Source organism: Hydrogenophaga aromaticivorans (assembly GCF_013387465.1).
Lineage (GTDB): Bacteria > Pseudomonadota > Gammaproteobacteria > Burkholderiales > Burkholderiaceae_C > Hydrogenophaga > Hydrogenophaga aromaticivorans.
In genome coordinates this window covers 560,927-580,904 of the sequence record NZ_VYGV01000016.1, presented here as the reverse complement: position 1 = coordinate 580,904, position 19,978 = coordinate 560,927, and the positions used below count along the sequence as shown (strand labels likewise).

Here is a 19,978-nt window from a genome sequence, read left to right as displayed (position 1 = left end):
GCTCAAAGAAAGCCCGACATGTCCCGACATCCCCGACCGCACGGCCTGCTGCTTGCGCTGGCGCTCAGCGCACCCCTGTCCACCCTGGCGCAAACCGCCGTCAGCCCGCCGGGCCGACTGCTGGCCTCGAACTGCTTCCAGTGCCACGGCACCAACGGCCGGGGGCCGGGGTTCGAACGGCTCGCCGGTGAAAGCGCCGACGAGATCTACGACGAACTGCGCGAGATGCGCGCCGAGGGCGCCCGCGAGCGGGGCCGCGACATCATGGTGCGCCACGCACTGGGTTACACCGATGCCCAGTTGCGCCAGCTCGCGCAATGGCTCTCCCAACAACCCCGCTGAGGAGCCGACCATGAACCGACGCGAACTCCTGCAAGCCCTGGCCGCAGCCGGCCTGGGCCATCTGGCCCTCCCGGTGCGTGCCCAGGCCCAGACCACCGATGCCGGCGGCAACCCGCTGGCCATCCCGCCCGCCAGCCCCAAGGCCCGGGTGATCGTGGTTGGTGGTGGCATGGCTGGAACCACCTTTTGCAAGTACATGCGCATGTGGGGCGACGCGGTGGATGTCACGCTGGTCGAACGCTTCGCCAGCTTCCGCTCCCCCATTCTGAGCAACGAACTGCTGGTCGGACGCCGCACGTCGGCCGACCTGACCTTTGGATACACCGCCTTGCGCGACCGCTATGGCGTTCGCGTGATCACCTCTGCGGTGACCGAAGTCGACCCGGTGGCCGCCATCGTGCGCCTCGCCGATGGCCGCACGCTCAGCGGCGACCGCGTGGTGCTGGCCACTGGCATCGAGTTTGACCCGATGCCCGGCCTGACCGACGCCAACGCCATGCCGCACGCCTGGCAAGGTGGGGCACAGGCTGTTCTGCTGAAAAACCAGATGGCCGCCATGCCCGCCAACGGCACCATGGTGCTGACCATTCCCAAGACACCGTACCGCTGCCCCCCCGGGCCGTACGAACGCGCCTGCACCATCGCCGACTGGATGAAGGTCCGCAAACCCCGCGCCAAACTGATCGTGCTCGACGCCAACCCGGACTTCGTCGCGCACAGGGACAACTTCTCCAACGCCTTCTTCGGCCTGCACAGCCAGGTGATCGAATACCACACGGGTGTGGACGTCACCTTTGCCGACGTGGCGCAGAGGACCCTGCACACCAGCACCGGGCAGATCCAGGGTGACGTGATCAACCTCATCCGTCGACAACGGGCTCCCGCCATCGTTCGCCGCGCCGGGCTGGCCACGGCGACAGAACGCCGCTTCGCACCGGTGGACGTGCTCAGCTACGCCAGCACGGTGGCGCCCCGCGTGCACGTGATCGGCGACTCCAGCGCCACCACACAGCCCAAGGCCGGCCACATCGCCAACCAAGAGGCCAAGGTCTGCGCCGATGCGCTGGCGCGCATCTTCGGCGGCGGCCAGCCCGACCCGCAGCCGGTCACCAACTCGGCCTGCTACTCCACCATCACCGCCACCCAGGCGGCCTGGCTCACCGCGGTGTTCCAGTACGACCCGGTGAGCCGGACCATGGTGCCGGCACCCGATTCGTCCGCCGCCTCGGTCGGCTGGGACCGCGAGCACTTCGAAGAAATGGAAGAGTGGTTCGACGCCCTGATGGCCGACAGCTTCGCCTGACCCACGGCGCGCGCCAGGGTGTGACAGGCTCCATGGGTGCACCCTGGCGCGGGGTGCACATCCGTGGCGCTTGCCGCACAATCGCGCCATGCAACTCGACATCAGCCTCATTGGCGTTCCCACCGACATCGGCGCGGGCGCGCGCGGCGCCTCCATGGGCCCCGAAGCCCTGCGCGTGGCCGGCCTTGCGGCCGTGCTGGAAAGCCACGGCCTGCGGGTCACCGACCGCGGCAACCTGAACGGCCCGGCCAACCCCTGGCTGCCCCCGATTGAGGGCTACCGGCACCTGGCGGAAGTGGCGGCGTGGAACCAGGCCCTGCACACGGCCATGCACGCCGAACTCCGCCAGGGCCGACTGCCCATCGTGCTCGGCGGCGATCATTGCCTGGGCATCGGCTCCATCAGCGCCGTCGCCCGGCACTGCCGCGAAACCGGGAAAAAACTGCGCGTGCTCTGGCTCGACGCCCACGCCGACTTCAACACCGCCAGCCTCACGCCCAGCGGCAACATCCACGGCATGCCGGTGGCGGTGCTGTGTGGCCACGGCCCGGAGCCACTCACCGGCATCGGCGGGCAGACACCGGCGATCACTGCCGATGTGGTGCGCCAGATCGGCATCCGCAGCGTGGACGCGGGTGAAAAGCGGCTGGTGCACGAAGCCGGCCTGGAGGTGTTCGACATGCGCTACATCGACGAGATGGGCATGCGCCACACCATGGAGCAGGCGCTCTTGGGCGTGGATGAGAACACCCACCTGCACGTGAGCTTCGACGTCGACTTCCTCGACCCCGAGATCGCGCCCGGCGTGGGCACCACGATCCCCGGTGGCCCGACCTACCGCGAAGCGCAGCTGTGCATGGAAATGATCGCCGACACCGGGCGCCTGGCTTCGCTCGACGTGATGGAACTCAACCCCGCGCTCGATGTGCGCAACCGCACCGCCGAGCTGGCCGTGGACCTGATCGAGAGCCTGTTCGGCAAGTCCACCCTCATGAGGAAGAAGTAGCCTCCCGGACTTTGTCCAGGATGCCGCGGAACTGGCCCTGCCAGGCCGCAGGCATTGCCCCTTGAGGGGCGGAGCCAGCTACACGCAGTGCGCCGGCGATGGGGGTGGGCTCAGCTCTTCCCGACGAGTTCGAGGTGTTCGACAACCGGTGGCTGCAGGAAGAACGGGCCAACGATGCTGCGCCACTCAGCGAATGCGGGTGACTGGCGGAAACCCACGGTGTGGTCTTCCAGCGTGTCCCAGTAAATCATCAGGATGTAGCGGCCGGCGCTCTCGATGCTGCGGTTGACCTTGAAGCCTTTGAAACCCTTGGCCTGGGCGATCACGGTGCTGGCGCCGCGCAGGATGGCGGCTTCGAATTCGGTGGCCTTGGCAGGGTCGATGCGGATGTCGGCGTGTTCAAGAATCATGATGTGGCGCTTTCATAAGAATGGTCTTCCCGGATCATATCGACGGCCTTCTCCGCCATCATGATCACCGGGGCATTGGTGTTGCCGCCCACCACGCTGGGCATGACCGACGCATCCACCACCCGCAAGCCCGCCACGCCGTGCACGCGCAGGCGTGCGTCCACCACCGCCCCCGCATCCGGCCCCATGCGGCAGGTCCCAACCGGGTGGTAGATCGTGTCGGCGTGGAACCGCACGAACTGCTCGATCTGCGCATCGCTCTGCGCCAGCGCCGACGCGCGGGATTCGCGGCCGCCGTGGCGCGCGAGCGCGGGCTGCTGCATCAGCTCGCGCATGCGCTTGAAACCCCGCACCAGACGGGACACGTCGTCCGGGTCCTTCAGAAAGGCCGGATCGATCAGCGGCATCACCTGCGGATCGGCGCTGGCCAGGCGCAGCGTGCCCCGGCTCTTCGGTCGCAACAGGCACACATGGCAGGAATAGCCGTGGCCCAGCACCGTCTTGCGGCCATGGTCCACCAGCTTGCCGACCACGAAGTGCAGTTGCAGATCGGGTATCGCTTCGTCCGGCGCGCTCTTGATGAAGCCGCCCGCCTCGGCGAAGTTGGTGGTCAGCAAGCCGCTGCGGTGGCGCCGCCATTCGAACAGGCCCCGAACCATGCGCGCCACACCGGCCAGGGACAGGCCGAACAGATCGGTCAGCTTCGGCGCGTTCACCACCATCACCACGTCCGGGTGGTCGTGCAGGTTCTCGCCCACGCCGGGCAGCTCGTGCACCACCTGGATACCGTGTTCGGCCAGGTGTGCCGCCGGACCGATGCCCGAGAGCATCAGCAACTGCGGCGAACCGAAGGCGCCTGCGCTCAGCAGCACCTCACCACCGGGGTTGAGCAACAGCGTCTGCAGCGGGCCGCGCCCGCCGTCCGGGCGGTATTCCACACCCTGCGCGCGCGGCTGGCCATCCACGGTTTCCGCGAGCACGCGGGTGGTCAGCGCGTTCGTGATCACTTTCAGGTTGGAGCGCCCCAGGTGCGGCGTGAGGTAGGCCTTGGCGGCGCTGAAGCGCTCACCGTCCTTGTGCGTGACCTGGTAAGCGCCGATGCCCTCTTGCTCCGGACCGTTGAAATCGGCATTGAGCGGGTGGCCCGCCTGCTGGCCGGCTTCGATGAACGAGGGCAGAAACGGGTTCGGCGAACGCAGATCCATCACGTTCAGCGGCCCGCCCTGACCGTGCCACGCGTCGGCGCCACGCTGGTTGTGCTCGGCGCGTTTGAAGTACGGCAGCACATCGGCAAACGACCAGCCCGGGTTGCCCTGGGCGGCCCAGCCGTCGTAGTCGCTGGCGTGGCCGCGGGCGTAGATCATGGCGTTGATGGAGCTGGACCCCCCGAGCACCTTGCCGCGCGGCTGGTAACCGCGCCGGCCGTTCAGGCCGGGTTGCGGCACGGTGGCATAGCCCCAGCCGTTGAGTTCGTATTTCGCCATCACGGCCAGGCCCGCCGGGCAATGGATCAGCACGCTGCTGTCGGGTGGACCGGCTTCCAGCAGGGCCACGCGCACGGCCGGGTCTTCGCTCAGGCGTCCGGCGAGCACACAGCCCGCCGAACCACCGCCCACGACGATGTAGTCGAACATAAGGTCTCCGTTGTCTGGCACGGGGATCGCTGGTGATGCCCCGACCGCTCACGTTGGTGTGGTTGTCTTCGCCGCGCATCCCGGTGCGCGACAATCCGCAGGCAAGTTAGCACAGCGCTGGCCGCACCGGTAGGCGCGCCAGCCTAGTCCCGACGCCTGCGCGACGCAGCCGGGATCGTGGGCGGTGCACGGCCCCGACAAGGGTTCTTCGTCTTTTTTTCAGGAGCATTTCCCTATGAGCAGCATTCAAACCGTGGGCATCATCGGCTCGGGCACCATGGGCAACGGCATCGCCCAGGCCTGCGCCGTCAGTGGCATCCGCGTGGTCATGGTCGACATCGCCCAAGCCGCGGTCGACAAGGGCCTGGCCACCATCGCCGGCAGCCTGGACCGCCTGATCAAGAAAGAGAAGATGACGGCCGACGACAAGGAAGCGGCGCTCGCGCTGATCCAGGGCTCGACGAACTACGACGACCTCAAGGGCGCGCAGCTCGTGATCGAAGCCGCGACCGAAAACGAAGGCCTGAAGGTCAAGATCCTGCAGCAGCTCGACAGCATCCTCGCGCCCGAGGTGATCGTGGCCACCAACACCAGCTCGATCAGCATCACCAAGCTGGCCGCCGCCACGCAGCGGCCTGACCGCTTCATCGGCATGCACTTCTTCAACCCCGTGCCGATGATGGCGCTGGTGGAGATCATCCGCGGCCTGCAGACCAGCGACGCCACGCACGACGCCGTGAAGGCCATGGCCGAAGCGCTGGGCAAGACGCCGATCACGGTGAAGAACGCGCCCGGCTTTGTGGTCAACCGCATCCTCGTGCCCATGATCAACGAAGCCTTCTTCGTGCTCGCCGAAGGGCTGGCGACGCCGGAAGACATCGACGCCGGCATGAAGCTGGGCACCAACCAGCCCATCGGCCCACTGGCGCTGGCCGACATGATCGGCCTGGACGTGTGCCTGGCCGTGATGAACGTCTACATGGCCGAGTACAACGACAGCAAGTACCGCCCGGCGCCGCTGCTCAAAGAAATGGTGGCCGCCGGCTGGCTGGGCCGCAAGACCGGACGCGGGGTGTACACGTACTGACCCCGGGGGCGATGCCATCGGCCCGGCAAGGTCCGTTCCGCGGCATCCAGGACCGGCCATGTGCTTCGAAAATGCCCAGGTGGTGACAGCCCATCGGATGCCCGCTTCGGCGGGCTTTTTGTTTGAGCAAGATCAAGTGGTCCCGGCACGGCACATTTTCATAATGAATCCCATCCAATGATCAGGAGTTCGTCATGTGTGCCGCGCCCGCTTCCATCGCTGTCTTCGAATTCCTCGACTCCACCCACCGCGAGATCCAGGCGCAGATACGTCAGCTGCACGCGCTGGTCGACGCCATCGAATCCCGTGGGCTGAACACGGCCACACGCGAGCAGGCGCGCCGCGTGCTCGACTATTTCAATGGTGAAGCGCGCCAGCACCATCTGGACGAAGAAAAACACATCTTCCCGGCGCTGCTGGGCAGCCAGGACGCCGAGATCGTGCAAGCCACCGAACACCTGATTCAGGACCACGGCTGGCTGGAAGAAAACTGGATCCAGATCGCACCTTCGCTGGAAGCGGCCACCAGTGGCAACCTCTGGTTCGACACGGTGGAATTGCGCCACGCACTGGATGTTTTTGAAGCGCTCTACACGGACCACCTCCTGCTGGAAGAGTCCGTCGCCTACCCGGAGGCGAAGAAGCGGCTCGCCGGCCTCAACACCATTGGCATGGGCCGTGAAATGGCGAAGCGGCGTGCACTCAAGAGCGACGAAGCGCGCGCCAGGCGCTGAGCCACCGGGGGCCCGGCGCAACAGCCCCGGCGCCCACAGGGCGGCCGGGCTGCGCGTAAACTGCCCGGCTCCACAGCAAAGGCCACGATCCCGTTGGCCGAACGGACGAGCATGAGCACTCACGATTTCGATCTCTTTGTCATTGGCGGCGGCAGTGGTGGCGTGCGCGCCGCCCGCATGGCGGCCCAGCGTGGCGCGCGCGTGGCCCTGGCCGAAACCCTCGGCACCGACGGCCTGGGTGGCACCTGCGTCAACGTGGGCTGCATCCCGAAAAAGCTCTACAGCTACGCCGCTCACTACGCCGATGCGGCCCACGAATCCCACGGCTTTGGTTGGGAAGGTCCGGAACCCACCCTCAACTGGGCCACGCTGAAGGCCAACCGCGCCACCGAGATCAGCCGCCTCAACGGCGTCTACGGCAACCTGCTGCGCGGCTCGGGCGTCACGGTCTTCGATGGCTTTGCCCGCCTGCAGGGCGAGCACAGCATCGGCCTGGCCACGATCAACGCCGACGGCAGCCCCGGCCACCAGAATTTCACCGCGAAGCACATCCTGATCGCCACCGGCGGCACGCCCCACGTGCCGCACTTCGTGGGTCGCGAACACGTCATCACCTCCAACGAGATCTTCGATCTGGAACCCTTCCCGCAACGCCTGCTGGTGGTGGGCGGTGGCTACATCGCCTGCGAGTTCGCCTCCATCTTCAACGGCCTGGGCTCGAAGGTCACGCAGCTGTACCGCGGCGAACAGGTGCTGCGCGGTTTTGACGACGAGGTGCGCCACTTCGTCGCCGCCGAGATGGCCAAGTCCGGCGTGGACCTGCGGCTGAACGCCGACGTGGTGGACATCCGCAAGACCGAAGAAGGCCTGCGTGTCGAACTGGAAGGCGGCGCCGTGGTGCTGGCCGACGCCGTGCTGTACGCCACCGGGCGCAAACCCAACGTGCAGGGTCTCGGGCTGGACACCGTCGGCGTGGCCCAGGGCGCGCAGGGTGAGGTGGTCGTCAACGCGCACTACCAGACCAATGTGCCCGGCATCTACGCCGTGGGTGACGTGACCAACCGCGTGCAGCTCACCCCGGTGGCGCTGGGCGAGGCGATGGTGGTGGTGGACCAGCTCTTCGGCGCGGCAGCGGGCAAGACCGCGCGCGAAATGAGTTACGACTTCATCCCCACCGCCGTCTTCACGCACCCCAACATCGGCACCGTGGGCTACAGCGAGGCCGCGGCCCGCGAGAAGTTCGGCCAGGTGACGATCTTCCGCAGCGAGTTCAAGGCCTTGAAGCACACGCTCTCGGGCAGCAGCGAGCGCACGCTGATGAAGATGGTGGTGGACACCGCGAGCGACCGCGTGGTGGGCCTGCACATGGTGGGCGCCGAAGCCGGCGAGATCGTGCAGGGTTTTGCCGTGGCCATGAAGGCCGGCGCGACCAAGGCGGTGTTCGACAGCACCATCGGCATCCACCCGACGGCGGCGGAAGAGTTCGTGACGATGCGCGAACCGACCCGTAACTGAGAACCCCAGGCGATCTCTCCGAGGTCGCCAGCCCGTTCTAGGCGCGCGCCATCCAGTAGATGCCCGCAGCACCGAGCGCCATGTGCAGCCACAGGCCCGGCGCCAGCCAGGCCAGGTAGCGCCAGCCCCCCACGATGCCGGCGGTGGCGCTCTTGCTGCCGGCGTGCACCAGCATGGCCAGCATCACCGCCCACACCGCGGCGCCGCCCGCCGCCGGCCCCCCCGAAGCAAACACCGCGGCCAGCGAGGCGTGCAGGTCGGCCAGCGCCGCCAGCGCCGAGCCCAGCAGCAGGCCCGAAGAACCCAGCCACAGCGTCAGCGCGTGCACCAGCACCTGGATGGCACTGAGCAAAGCGGCCACACCCGCAGCGCCCCAGAGGCTGAACATCCGGTCTTCGTCCGGCACCGTCGGGGCATCGGTGTCGCCGGGCGCTCCGCGCACCATCCACCAGCCCCAGACCAGCGCCAGCAAACCGGCGGCCAGCGACGGCAGCCACAAGACCGGCAGCCAGGCCGGTTGCACGGCGGCGGCGACCAGCAGCACCTGCAACTGGGTGGACACGCAGGACAGCAGGCCACCACCCGCCATCAGCCGCGCGGGCGAACGGCCCTCGCGCGCGGCCAGCCCCAGCGTGGCGATGGTGGCGGTGCTCGACACAAAGCCCGAGGCCAGCGCCGAGAACGCCACCGCGTGGCGCGCCTGCAGCAGGCGGCGGCACAGGTGCGCCAGCGACTGCACCGCCAGCAGCAAGGCCAGCAGCTGCACGATGACGTAGGGGTTGAGCGCCGGTCCCCAGAGCGGCCGGTTGGGCACCAGCGGCAGCGCCATCAGCACCAGCGCGGCCAGCACGATGCCGTCGCGCACTTCGCCCTCGGTCAGCCACTGGCGGGCAAACTGGTGCAGCCGCTCCCGCGCGGCCAGCACCCCGGTCAGGCCCACCGCGAGCGCGGCGGCCAGCGGCAGGCTCTGCGCGCAGAGCACGCCGATCAGGTAGGTCAGCAGCAGGGCAATTTCGGTGGTGGCCCCCGGGTCGTCGGAGCGGTCGCGCCAGTAAGCGACCAGGGCCAGTGCAGCCACCATCGCAGCGCCGGTCACCACCAGCCCCGTCAGCTGCGTGAGCGCCGCGGCGGCACCCACCAGGCTGGTCAGCGCAAAAGTGCGCAGGCCGGCGAACGCCCGCCCCGGACCGGTGCCCTTGCGCCGCTCGCGCTCAATGCCCACCAGCAGGCCGCAACCCAGCGCCGCCGCCAGCACGGCGGCGGCGCCGGCCATGTCGACCGCCGGGTTCAGCGCCGGTGCAGCGGCATCCAGCATGGGTATTCCGGGTGGGGGCAAGGTGTCACGGGGCGGCGCCACAATAGCGGCATGTACAAGACACCCGACTTTACCGCCCCCGTTTTCTACCGCAACCCGGCCGCCGCCCTGGCCCAGGTGCAGCGCATTTACCAGCAGAACATCCACTTCCTGCGCGCGGCCATGCGCGACTTCGTGGCCGGCGCCGATTTCAAGGACGCCCGCGTGCGCGCCTGCTACCCCTTCGTGCGGCTGCACACCCACAGCGTGTCGCACCAGGGCACGGGCCGCCTGAGCTACGGCTTCGTGGCCGGCCCCGGCCGGTTCGAAACCACGATCACGCGACCTGACCTCTACGCCGACTACTTCCTGGAGCAGTTCAGCCTGCTGCTGATCAACCACGGCGGCGAGCTGGAGGTGGGCACCAGCACCCACCCGATTCCCATCCACTTCTCGTTCGCCGAGCACGACCACGTCGAAGGCAGCCTGAGCAGCGAGCGCCGCGCCCTCATGCGCGACGTGTTCGACCTGCCCGACCTGGCCGCCATGGACGACGGCATCGCCAACGGCACGCACGAGCCGCGCCCGGGCGAAGCGCAGCCGCTCTCGCTGTTCACCGCGCCGCGCATCGACTACTCGCTCCAGCGCCTGCGCCACTACACCGGCACCGCGCCCGAGTGGTTCCAGAACTTCGTGCTGTTCACCAACTACCAGTTCTACATCGACGAATTCATCCGGCTCGGCCACGCCGAAATGGCCCGCCCCGACAGCGAATACATCGCCTTCGTCGAACCCGGCAACGTGGTGACACGCCGGGTGGGCCTGGGCGCAGAAGCGGGCGACGAACTCGGCGCCCCGCCCCCCCGGTTGCCGCAAATGCCGGGCTACCACCTCATGCGCGCCGACCGCAGCGGCATCACCATGGTGAACATCGGCGTCGGCCCGGCCAACGCCAAGACCATCACCGACCACATCGCCGTGCTGCGCCCGCACGCCTGGCTCATGATCGGCCACTGCGCCGGACTGCGCAGCAGCCAGCAGCTCGGCGACTACGTGCTCGCCCACGCCTACGTGCGCGAAGACCATGTGCTCGACGAAGAGCTGCCGCTGTGGGTGCCGATTCCCGCGCTGGCCGAAATCCAGCTCGCGCTCGAAGGCGCCGTGGCCGACGTGACCGGCGTGCCGCCGCAGGAGGTGAAACGCATCATGCGCACCGGCACCGTCGCCAGCACCGACAACCGCAACTGGGAACTGCTGCCCGACAACAAGCCCCAGCGGCGTTTCTCGCAATCGCGCGCGGTGGCGCTCGACATGGAGAGCGCCACCATCGCCGCCAACGGCTTCCGTTTCCGCGTGCCCTACGGCACCCTGCTCTGCGTGAGCGACAAGCCGCTGCACGGCGAGATCAAGCTGCCCGGCATGGCCAACCACTTCTACCGCGAGCGCGTCGATCAACACCTGCGCATCGGCATCCGCGCGGTGGAGCGGCTGCGCGAAGGCGGCGCCGCCCAGTTGCACAGCCGCAAGCTGCGCAGCTTCGCCGAGGTGGCGTTCCAGTGAGCGCGGCCCATGAACCGCCTCACCGAGACCCTTCAACAATCCATTGGCGTTGAACTCTGGCTGGCCTCCGTGCTGGCCATCAGCCTGCTCACCCTGCTGGTCGGGCAGGCCGTGCGCACGGCGTTCCTGCAGGCCAACCGCTGGGCGCAGCGCTCGGCCAACCCCTGGGACGAGGCCGTGCTGGGCGCCGCGCGCAAGCCCACGCAGCTGCTGATCTGGCTCATCGGCCTGGGCTGGGTGGCGCGTGCGCTGAATGCGCACTGGAACGAACCCGCGCTGCTGACGGACACCCTGCGATGGCGCGATGTCGGCTTCATCGTCTGCGTGGCCTGGTTCCTGTGGCGGCTCATCGGGCTCGTTTCCCAGACCAGCATCCGGCGCCGCACCGACAGCGGCGAACCCTTCGACCTCACCACCGCGCTCGCCCTGAGCAAGCTGCTGCGCCTGCTGGTGATCGTGGTCACCGCCATCACCGTGGCCCACACCCTGGGTTTCCAGATCGGCGGCCTGCTCGCGCTCGGTGGCGTCGGCGGCATCGCGGTCGGCCTGGCCGCGAAGGACCTGCTGGCCAATTTCTTCGGCGGCCTCACCATCTACCTCGACCGCCCGTTCAGCGTCGGTGACTGGATCCGTTCGCCCGACAAGAGCATCGAAGGCACGGTGGAATACATCAGCTGGCGACACACCCGCATCCGCGCCTTCAACAAGAACCCGATCTACGTGCCCAACGCGGTGTTCACCAGCATCGTGGTCGAGAATCCCTCGCGCATGAGCCACCGGCGCCTGAAAGAAACCCTGGGCCTGCGCTACGACGACTTCGACCAGGTGCAAGCCGTGGTCGACGACATGAGGACCCTGCTGCAGAACCACCCCGGCATCGACAACAGCCAGACCCTGATCGTGAACTTCACCCGCTTCGGCGCCAGTTCGCTCGACATCATGGTCTACGCTTTCACGCTCACCCGCGCCTGGGTGGACTACCAGGCGCTGAAGCAGGAACTGCTGCTCGAATTCGGTCGCATCGTGGCCCGCCACGGGGCCGCCATCGCCTTCCCCACGCAGACGCTGCATGTGGCGACCACCCCCGATCCGGCGCCACCTGACGCACCGGAACCCGGCGCGGCTTGACCCGCCCGCGCCGATGCGACCCACCCGATACCCCACCTGACTTCGGCTTCTTTACCGGAACTTCACCATCCAGTCACGGTCGCTTAAGTTCGTTTGCGCACAATGGCGCACCGGCGTACCCAGTATGCTGAATGAACACCATGAAACTGCTGTCACCGCCCAACGCCCGACCGGTCCGCGGACCAGTCACCCTGATCGCCCTGGCCAGCATCGCCCTGCTGTCCGCCTGCGCCAGCCTGGCACCGGCGGGCGGCGAGCTGCCTGAAACCCCGCTGCCAGCGGCCTGGTCCAGCACCCCGGTCAACGCGGCCGCCGTCCCCTCGCCCACGGCGCTCGCCGGCTGGTGGCAACGCTTCAACGACCCCACCCTCACCACGCTGGTCACGCAGGCGCTGCAGGCCAACACCAGCGTCAAGAGCGCCCAGGCCGCGCTGCTGCAGGCACGCGCGCAGCGCGACGTGCAACAAGCCGGCATGGGCCCCACGCTCAGCGCGTCGACCTCGGCGCAGCGCAGCAAGTCGGGCGACAACGACACCAGCAACCGTTTCCAGGCCGGCTTTGACGCCAGCTGGGAACCCGATATTTTTGGTGGCAACCGCAGCGCGCTGAACGCCAGCGAAGCCGACGCCCGCGCGTCCGAAACCAGCCTGGCCGATGTGCAGGTGTCGCTGGCGGCCGAAGTCGCGGTCACCTACATCGAACTGCGTGGCCTGCAGACGCGGCTGGCGATTGCGCGCAGCAACCTCGCCGCGCAGACCGAAACGCTGCAGATCACGCGCTGGCGCACACAGGCGGGCCTGGCCTCGTCGCTCGATCTGGAGCAGGCCATTGCCTCCAGCGAGCAGACCGCGGCCCAGATCCCGGCGCTGCAGACCAGCATCGCCCAGGCCCTGAGCGGCCTCGCGGTGCTGACCGGACAGGCGCCCGGCACACTGCCCGCCGCGCTGCAGGGCGCGCTGACCACCGCCGCAGCGGTACCCCAGGGCGCGGGCGATCTGGCGCTGGCCTTTCCGGCCGACACGCTGCGCCAGCGCCCCGACGTGCGCACCGCCGAACACCGCATCAGCGCCGCGCTGTCCCGCGTGGCCGCGGCCGATGCCGCGCGCTACCCGAGCTTCCGCCTCAGCGGCTCGCTGGGCCTCTCCGCGCTGACGCTGGGCTCGCTGACCAACGGCGCATCGGTGGTCAACTCGCTGCTGGCCAGCGTGTCGGCGCCGCTGTTCGACGGTGGCGCGGCCCGGGCCCAGGTGCGCTCGCAGGAAGCGGCGCTGGAACAGGCGCGCGTGGCCTACCAGGGCACCGTGATCAGCGCCGTGAAAGACGTGGAAGACGCGCTGGTGGCGCTGCAGGGCGACCGCGAGCGCCTGGTGCGCCTGCAGGCGGCCAGCACCGCCGCGGCCAACGCCGAGCTGCTGGCGCGCCAGCGCTACGAGAGCGGCCTGATCGACTTCCGCTCGGTGCTCGACACCCAGCGCACCCTGCTCTCCACCCAGGACAGCGTGGCCAGCACCCAGGCCACGCTGAGCGCCGACCACGTGCGCCTGTACAAGGCCCTCGGCGGCGGCTGGACGCCCGACGCGCCGTCGGTGGAAGCCACCACCAGCTGAACCCCGAACACCGACACCGAATCGCCATGAGCTCCAAAAAAGACGCCCCCTCCGCCGACCTGCAAAACCTGCTGGGCAGCGACCACCCGCCGCGCTGGTGGCAGCGCAGCTCGCTGTGGATCGGCATTGCCGCGCTCGTCGTCGGGGCTGGCGGCATCGCCTACTGGCAGGCGCAGCAGCAAAGCAAGGCCGCGCCGGTCTACGTGACCGAGCCCCTGAAGACGGGCGACATCACGCTCACGGTGGCCGCCAACGGCACGCTGCAGCCCACGCGCTCGGTCAACATCGGCAGCGAGCTCTCGGGCACCGTCAAACGCGTGCTGGTGGATGTGAACGACCGCATCAAGACCGGCCAGGTGCTGGTGGAGCTGGACACCGCCAAGCTGGTGGACCAGGTGACGCAGTCGCGCGCCGGTCTGGCCTCGGCCCAGGCGCAGCTGGCGCAGGCCAGCGCCACGGTGAAGGAATCGCGCGCCACGCTGGCGCGCTTTGAAGAGGTGGCACGCCTCTCGGGCGGCAAGGTGCCCTCGGCCACCGAGCTCGACAGCGCGAAAGCGGCCGTCGAGCGCGCCGTGGCCATTGAGGCCGCCGCACGCGCCGCCGTCACCGAATCGCGCGCCGCCCTCGCCACCACCGAAACCAACCTGTCCAAGGCCTCGATCCGCTCGCCCATCAACGGCGTGGTGCTCAGCCGCACGGTGGACCCGGGCAACGCCGTGGCCGCCTCGCTGCAGGCCGTGACGCTGTTCTCCGTGGCCGAGGACCTCGCGCAGCTCAAGCTCGACGTGGCGGTGGACGAGGCCGATGTGGGTGCCGTCAAGGTGGACCAGAAAGCCACCTTCACCGTGAGCGCCTTCCCGGCGCGCCGCTACCCGGCCACCATCAACCGCGTGGCCTTTGGTTCCACCAAGACCGACAACGTGGTCACCTACACCACCACGCTCAACGTGGACAACAGCGACCTCAGCCTGCGCCCGGGCATGACGGCGGCTGCCACCATCGTGGCCAAGGAGGCGAAGGGCGTGCTGCTGGTGCCCAACACCGCCTTGCGCTTCTCGCCGGTCAGTGGCAACGGCGCGGCGGCGGCCAACACCAGCATCCTGTCCAAGCTGATGCCACGCCCGCCGCGCTCGAGCACCAAAACCGCCGGCACCGACCCCCGCAGCGGCGGCAAGCGCCAGATCTGGGTGCTGCAGGAGAACCAGCCCGTGGCCATGCAGGTCAAGACCGGCATCAGCGACGGCCGCAACACCGAAGTCAGCGGTGAGGGCCTCTCCGAAGGCATGGCCGTGATCACCGAACAGAGAGCGGCAGGAACCGGCTCATGAGCCCCCACACGCCAGCGCTGCGCGGGTCGTTGCCCCCCGGGGGGGCTGATCCGGCTTGGGGCGGCCCGGCGCCGGACCGATCCACGACAAATATGGACAACCCTCTCATCCGCCTGCGCGGCATCACCAAGACCTACGGCGAAGGCAACACCGCCTTCCAGGCCTTGAAGGGCGTGGACCTGGACATCCACCAGGGCGAGTTCGTCGCCATCATGGGCCCCAGCGGCTCGGGCAAGTCCACCGCCATGAACACGCTGGGCTGTCTCGATGTGCCCACCACGGGCGACTACCTGTTCCGCGGTGTGCACGTGGAAGCGCTCTCGCGCGACGAGCGCGCGCGCCTGCGGCGGCGCTATTTCGGTTTCGTGTTCCAGGGCTTCCACCTGCTGGCGCGCACCTCGGCGCAGGAGAACGTGGAGCTGCCGCTGATCTACCGCGGCGAACCCGCCGCTTCGCGGCACAGCCTGGCCCAGCGCGCGCTGGAAAGGGTGGGCCTCAAGGGCTGGGAGCACCACACGCCGGGCGAACTCTCGGGCGGGCAACAACAGCGTGTGGCGATCGCGCGCGCCATCGTCACCGAGCCGCAGGTGCTGCTGGCCGACGAACCCACCGGCAACCTCGACACCCACCGCAGCCAGGAAATCATGGAACTGCTCTGGCGCCTGAACGCCGAACAGGGCATCACCGTGCTGATGGTCACGCACGAACCCGACATGGCGGCGTATGCCAAACGCATGGTGCGCTTCGTGGACGGGGTGGTCGAGAGCGACGAGCCCAACCCGCATCCTGTGGCGCTGCAAACGGGCGCGGCGCACCAGACCGTGAGCGACGCGGAAGTCTCGGGCATCGCCGGCAAGGAGGCCCCGCATGTGGCTTAACACCCTGTTGCTCGCGCTGCGCTCGATCCGGCGCAACCTGCTGCGATCCTTCCTCACCATCCTCGGCATCGTGATCGGCGTGAGCGCGGTGATCACCATGGTCACCGTCGGCAACGGCGCCACGGCCGCGGTGCAGAACCAGATTTCGGGCCTGGGCACCAACCTGCTGCAGGTGCGCCCCGGCCAGCGCATGGGACCGGGCGGTGGCGGCGGCGGTGCGCCCGCCTTCAAGGAAAGCGACGGCGAAGCCATCGCCGCGCAGATCGGTGGCATCGCCGCCGTCGCGTCCGAAGCGCGCACCGGCTCCGTGCTCGTGGCCAACGGCCGCAACTGGAGCAGCAGCGTGATCGGCAGCACCAACGACTGGCTCACCACCGGCAACTGGAAGCTGGCCGACGGCCGCGCGTTCAGCAACGACGAATTGCGCGCAGGCGGCGCGGTCTGCCTGATCGGTCAGACGGTGCAGCGCGAGCTCTTCGGCAGCACCAGCGCAGTGGGCGCGCAACTGCGCGTCAAGGCGATGAGCTGCGAGGTCATCGGCACGCTGGCCGCCAAGGGCCAGGGTGCTTTCGGCAACGACCAGGACGACATGGTGCTGATGCCGATCAAGACCCTGCAACGCCGCATCGTCGGCCACACGCGGGTCAACACCCTGCTGGTGTCCATGAGCGACGGCGCCGACGCCGCCCGCATCACGGCGACCATCACCCAGCTGCTGCGCGAGCGGCGCAAGCTGGCCGAGAGCGACGAAGACAACTTCAACGTGCTCGACACCAAACAACTCGCCGAAACGCTGTCGGGCACCACCAAGATCATGACCATGCTGCTCGGCGCGGTGGCCGCGGTGAGCCTGCTGGTGGGCGGCATCGGCATCATGAACATCATGCTGGTGAGCGTGACCGAGCGCACGCGCGAAATCGGCCTGCGCCTGGCCATCGGCGCGCTGGAGCGCGAGGTGCTGCTGCAGTTCCTGATCGAGGCCGTGGTGCTGGCCGCGCTCGGCGGACTCATCGGCATCGTGCTGGCCACCATCGCCTCGCTCGGCCTGTCGGCGCTGATGAACGTGCCCTACCAGTTCAACCTGAGCGTGAACGTGCTGAGCTTCGTGTTTTCAGCGGCGATCGGTGTGCTGTTCGGCTACTTCCCGGCGCGGCGCGCGGCGCGGCTGAATCCGATCGATGCGCTGCGCCACGAGTAGATTGGCCCACCCCCGCGCCGCCTGCGGCGTCACCCCCAAGGGGGCGGCACTGGCGGCCCGGCAAAGCCGGTTCCGCGGTGCCCTGGGTGTCAACTCCCCATCCAGCGAGCTGTGCCCCCTAATATGATCGGGCGATGTACGAATCAAGCCTGGGCCCGCGCGGCCTGCTGATCTATTCGCTGGTCCTGCTGGCGCTGCTCGCCCTGTCGGGTTTCCATCCGCTGGAGCTCGACACCTGGGCCCTGGAAGTGGCGCCCGTGATCATCTCCCTGCCCCTGCTCTGGTTCAGCTGGCAGCGTTTTCCGCTCACGCGGCTGGTCTATGCGCTGATCTTCGTGCACGCACTGGTCCTGATGCTGGGCGGCCACTACACCTACGCCAAGGTGCCGCTGGGTTTCTGGATACAGGACTTCATGGGCCTGGCGCGAAACCCCTACGACGGCATCGGCCACCTGGCCCAGGGCTTCGTGCCCGCCCTGGTGGCGCGTGAGCTGCTGCTGCGTCGGACGCCGCTGCGGACGGGACGCTGGCTGTTCGTGATCGTGGTGTGCGTGTGCGGTGCGATCAGCGCGCTCTACGAACTGATCGAATGGGGCGTTGCGGTGGCGATTGGTGCGGGTGCTGACGCCTTCCTGGGCACCCAGGGCGATCCGTGGGACACGCAGAAAGACATGGCACTGGCCTTCATCGGGGCCATCGCTGCGCAGGGGCTGCTGGCGCGCTGGCACGACGCGCAGCTCGCGCGCCTGCCCACTCCCACGAAAGTCAGGCCCGCCGGGGTTTGACTTTCGAGGCCGCGAGCTTGGCCTGCGTGCGCGCGACCTCCACGTCGGCGTCGTGCACCAGCGCCACGCCCATGCGGCGCTTCACAAAGCTCTCGGGTTTGCCGAACAGGCGGATTTCGCTGTTGGGCACGCGCATGGCTTCGTCCACGCCGTCGAACACAATGCCCTGGGCTTCCACCCCGCCGTAGATCACGGCACTGGCGCCCGGGCTCTTGAGGACGGTACTCACCGGCAGGCCGAGGATGGCGCGGGCGTGCAGCTCGAACTCGTTCTGCCATTGCGTGATCATGGTCACCATGCCGGTGTCGTGCGGGCGCGGGCTCACTTCGCTGAACCAGACCTGGTCGCCCTTCACGAACAGCTCCACCCCAAACAGGCCCAGGCCCGAAGGCTGGCCGTCGTGGCCCACGCCCAGGTCGTCCGTCACCGCCTTGGCGATGCGGCGCGACTCGGCCAGCGCGGTCGCCGTCATCGGGTGCGGCTGCCAGCTTTCCACGTAGTCGCCGCTCACCTGCACGTGGCCGATCGGGTCGCAGAAGTGGGTCTCGATCTGGCCGTCGGCACCGAGGGCGCGCACGGTGAGCTGCGTGATCTCGTAGTCGAAATCGATGAAGCCTTCGACGATGATGCGGCCCGGGCCGACGCGGCCGCCCGACATGGCGTAGTCCCACGCAGTCTTCACATCGGCCGGGCCGTCGATCTTGCTCTGGCCCTTGCCCGAGCTGCTCATCACCGGCTTGACGATGCAGGGGTAGCTGATGCCACCGTCGATCGCTGCCTGCAGCTCTTCGAGCGAATCGCAGAACTTGTAGGGGCTGGTCGGCAGGCCCAGCGTTTCGGCAGCCAGGCGGCGGATGCCTTCGCGGTCCATGGTCAGGCGTGCGGCGCGGGCGGTGGGGATCACACGCACCACACCGGCCGCTTCGAGCTCCTGCAGCATGGGCGTGGCAATGGCCTCGATCTCGGGCACCACCAGGTGCGGGCGCTCGGCCTGAATCAGCGCTTTCAACTGCGCCGGGTCGCTCATGGTGATGGTGCGGGCAAAGTGCGCCACCTGCTGGCCCGGCGCGTTGTCGTACCGGTCCACCGCAATGGTTTCAACGCCCAGGCGCTGCAAGGCGATCAGCACCTCTTTGCCCAGCTCGCCGGAGCCGAGCAGCATCACCTTGGTGGCGGAAGGGGACAGGGGGGTGCCGAGGGTGGTCATGGGGTGTCCTGGGAGGTGGTCAAGGCCTGCGGGCAGGTGTCGGGCTCGGCCACCACGGCGCTGCCCATGGCTTCGCCCATGCGCACGCCCTGCCCGGCCAGCCACTGCTGGTTGAAGTGAATGGTGTCTTTCGGCCAGAGCAGCACCACGGTGGAGCCGAGCAGGAAACAGCCCATCTCTTCACCCCGGTCCAGCAGAAAGGCCTTGTCGTCGTAGCGCCACTCGCGCACCTCGCCCGGGCGCGGCGGGTTCACCACGCCGTGCCACACGGTGGCCATGCTGCCGACGATGGTGGCGCCCACCAGCACCTGCACGAAGGGGCGCATCTCGCCGCTCTCGCCGTGCGGCACGTCGAACACGCAGACCACGCGCTCGTTGCGCGCGAACAGGCCGGGCACGCCGCACGCCGTGGTCGGGTTGACGGAAAACAGGTCGCCCGGCACATGGATCATGCGGCGCAGGCGCGCGGCGCTGGGCATGTGGATGCGGTGGTAGTCCCTGGGGCTGAGGTAGAGGGTGGCGAAGGCGCCGTCTTCGAACTGTGCGGCCAGTTCGGCGTCACCGCCCACCAGGGCCTGTGTGCTGTAACTGTGGCCCTTGGCCTGGAAGATCTGGTCTTTTTCGATGGCGCCGAACTGGCTGATCGCGCCGTCCACCGGGCAGACAAAGGCCGCGCGCGCGAGTGGCCGCGCGCCGGGCTTGAGCGCCCGGGTGAAAAATTCGTTGAAGGTGGCGTAACCGCGTGGGTTCGGGTTCGCGGCCTCGGCCATGTTGACGCCGTAACGGCGGATGAACCAGGGGATCACCCTGCGCGTCCACCAGGTCGCCTTCGATCCGGCGCACCAGCCGGCGAACACGGTCAGTGCCCGTTTGGGCAGCAGGTATTGCAGAACAACAGCAGGGGATAAGGACACGGCAAAACGCGTGAAAAGACCGATCGGCCCGGTGCCGGTATTGTAGGC

18 protein-coding genes are annotated in these 19,978 nt (G+C 68.4%); 13 read left to right on the top strand and 5 right to left on the bottom strand.

The annotated features are described in order from the left end of the window. Nucleotides 1-18 precede the first annotated feature (18 nt). The 3 genes from F3K02_RS19930 (at nt 19) to rocF (ending at nt 2,651) form a co-directional block, all read left to right on the top strand. Nucleotides 19-342, top strand: a complete 324-nt coding sequence (locus F3K02_RS19930) for a c-type cytochrome (protein WP_177137353.1) — start codon at nt 19-21, stop codon at nt 340-342. 10 nt (nt 343-352) lie between these two features. Next, on the top strand, nt 353-1,645 hold the full coding sequence (locus F3K02_RS19925) for an FAD-dependent oxidoreductase (RefSeq protein WP_177137352.1): 1,293 nt from the start codon (nt 353-355) through the stop codon (nt 1,643-1,645). An 88-nt stretch (nt 1,646-1,733) separates the two neighbouring features. Beyond that, nucleotides 1,734-2,651, top strand: coding sequence for an arginase (gene rocF, locus F3K02_RS19920; protein ID WP_177137351.1), 918 nt, complete (start codon nt 1,734-1,736; stop codon nt 2,649-2,651). Between the two features lie 110 nt (nt 2,652-2,761). Here rocF and F3K02_RS19915 read toward each other — a convergent pair whose 3' ends face one another. Both F3K02_RS19915 and F3K02_RS19910 read right to left on the bottom strand, forming a co-directional pair. Further along, nucleotides 2,762-3,061, bottom strand: a complete 300-nt coding sequence (locus F3K02_RS19915; protein WP_177137350.1) for an antibiotic biosynthesis monooxygenase family protein — start codon at nt 3,059-3,061, stop codon at nt 2,762-2,764. Next, nucleotides 3,058-4,695, bottom strand: a complete 1,638-nt coding sequence (locus tag F3K02_RS19910; RefSeq protein WP_177137349.1) for a GMC family oxidoreductase — start codon at nt 4,693-4,695, stop codon at nt 3,058-3,060. The genes F3K02_RS19915 and F3K02_RS19910 overlap by 4 nt, the downstream gene beginning before the upstream one ends. Nucleotides 4,696-4,930: 235 nt before the next feature. On the opposite strand from F3K02_RS19910, the gene F3K02_RS19905 reads away from it, so the two are divergent. The 3 genes from F3K02_RS19905 to gorA all read left to right on the top strand — a co-directional run bounded on the left by F3K02_RS19905 (nt 4,931) and on the right by gorA (nt 8,031). Next, nucleotides 4,931-5,782, top strand: a complete 852-nt coding sequence (locus F3K02_RS19905; protein ID WP_177137348.1) for a 3-hydroxybutyryl-CoA dehydrogenase — start codon at nt 4,931-4,933, stop codon at nt 5,780-5,782. 194 nt (nt 5,783-5,976) lie between these two features. After that, nucleotides 5,977-6,516, top strand: a complete 540-nt coding sequence (locus tag F3K02_RS19900) for a hemerythrin domain-containing protein (RefSeq protein WP_177137347.1) — start codon at nt 5,977-5,979, stop codon at nt 6,514-6,516. Nucleotides 6,517-6,627: 111 nt separating this feature from the next. After that, nucleotides 6,628-8,031 carry a glutathione-disulfide reductase gene (gene gorA, locus F3K02_RS19895; protein ID WP_177137346.1) on the top strand — a complete coding sequence of 468 codons (1,404 nt, stop codon included), beginning with the start codon at nt 6,628-6,630 and terminating at the stop codon, nt 8,029-8,031. 37 nt (nt 8,032-8,068) lie between these two features. On the opposite strand, the gene F3K02_RS19890 is transcribed toward gorA, so the two are convergent. Continuing rightward, nucleotides 8,069-9,346: an MgtC/SapB family protein gene (locus tag F3K02_RS19890; RefSeq protein WP_177137345.1), complete on the bottom strand. Its 1,278-nt coding sequence runs from the start codon at nt 9,344-9,346 to the stop codon at nt 8,069-8,071. A 51-nt stretch (nt 9,347-9,397) separates the two neighbouring features. Here F3K02_RS19890 and F3K02_RS19885 point away from each other — a divergent pair, with 51 nt between their 5' ends. From F3K02_RS19885 to F3K02_RS19855, 7 genes are all read left to right on the top strand, one after another. Further along, on the top strand, nt 9,398-10,885 hold the full coding sequence (locus F3K02_RS19885; RefSeq protein ID WP_177137344.1) for an AMP nucleosidase: 1,488 nt from the start codon (nt 9,398-9,400) through the stop codon (nt 10,883-10,885). A 9-nt stretch (nt 10,886-10,894) separates the two neighbouring features. After that, nucleotides 10,895-12,013: a mechanosensitive ion channel family protein gene (locus F3K02_RS19880; protein WP_177137343.1), complete on the top strand. Its 1,119-nt coding sequence runs from the start codon at nt 10,895-10,897 to the stop codon at nt 12,011-12,013. Between the two features lie 140 nt (nt 12,014-12,153). Further along, nucleotides 12,154-13,620, top strand: a complete 1,467-nt coding sequence (locus tag F3K02_RS19875; RefSeq protein WP_177137557.1) for an efflux transporter outer membrane subunit — start codon at nt 12,154-12,156, stop codon at nt 13,618-13,620. Between the two features lie 26 nt (nt 13,621-13,646). Continuing rightward, a complete protein-coding gene (locus F3K02_RS19870) occupies nt 13,647-14,948 on the top strand; it encodes an efflux RND transporter periplasmic adaptor subunit (RefSeq protein WP_177137342.1) in 1,302 nt (433 codons plus the stop codon). A 92-nt stretch (nt 14,949-15,040) separates the two neighbouring features. Beyond that, entirely contained in the window at nt 15,041-15,826 is a 786-nt protein-coding gene (locus F3K02_RS19865; protein ID WP_177137341.1) for an ABC transporter ATP-binding protein, read from the top strand. After that, entirely contained in the window at nt 15,816-17,024 is a 1,209-nt protein-coding gene (locus tag F3K02_RS19860) for an ABC transporter permease (protein ID WP_177137340.1), read from the top strand. Before F3K02_RS19865 ends, F3K02_RS19860 begins: the two co-directional genes overlap by 11 nt. Nucleotides 17,025-17,158: 134 nt before the next feature. Next, entirely contained in the window at nt 17,159-17,809 is a 651-nt protein-coding gene (locus tag F3K02_RS19855) for a DUF2238 domain-containing protein (protein ID WP_177137339.1), read from the top strand. On the opposite strand, the gene purT is transcribed toward F3K02_RS19855, so the two are convergent. Further along, nucleotides 17,790-19,016 carry a formate-dependent phosphoribosylglycinamide formyltransferase gene (purT, locus tag F3K02_RS19850; protein WP_177137338.1) on the bottom strand — a complete coding sequence of 409 codons (1,227 nt, stop codon included), beginning with the start codon at nt 19,014-19,016 and terminating at the stop codon, nt 17,790-17,792. The two genes, F3K02_RS19855 and purT, sit on opposite strands and share 20 nt — an antisense overlap. After that, on the bottom strand, nt 19,013-19,930 hold the full coding sequence (asd, locus tag F3K02_RS19845; RefSeq protein ID WP_177137337.1) for an archaetidylserine decarboxylase: 918 nt from the start codon (nt 19,928-19,930) through the stop codon (nt 19,013-19,015). The genes purT and asd overlap by 4 nt, the downstream gene beginning before the upstream one ends. Between the last annotated feature and the right edge of the window lie 48 nt (nt 19,931-19,978).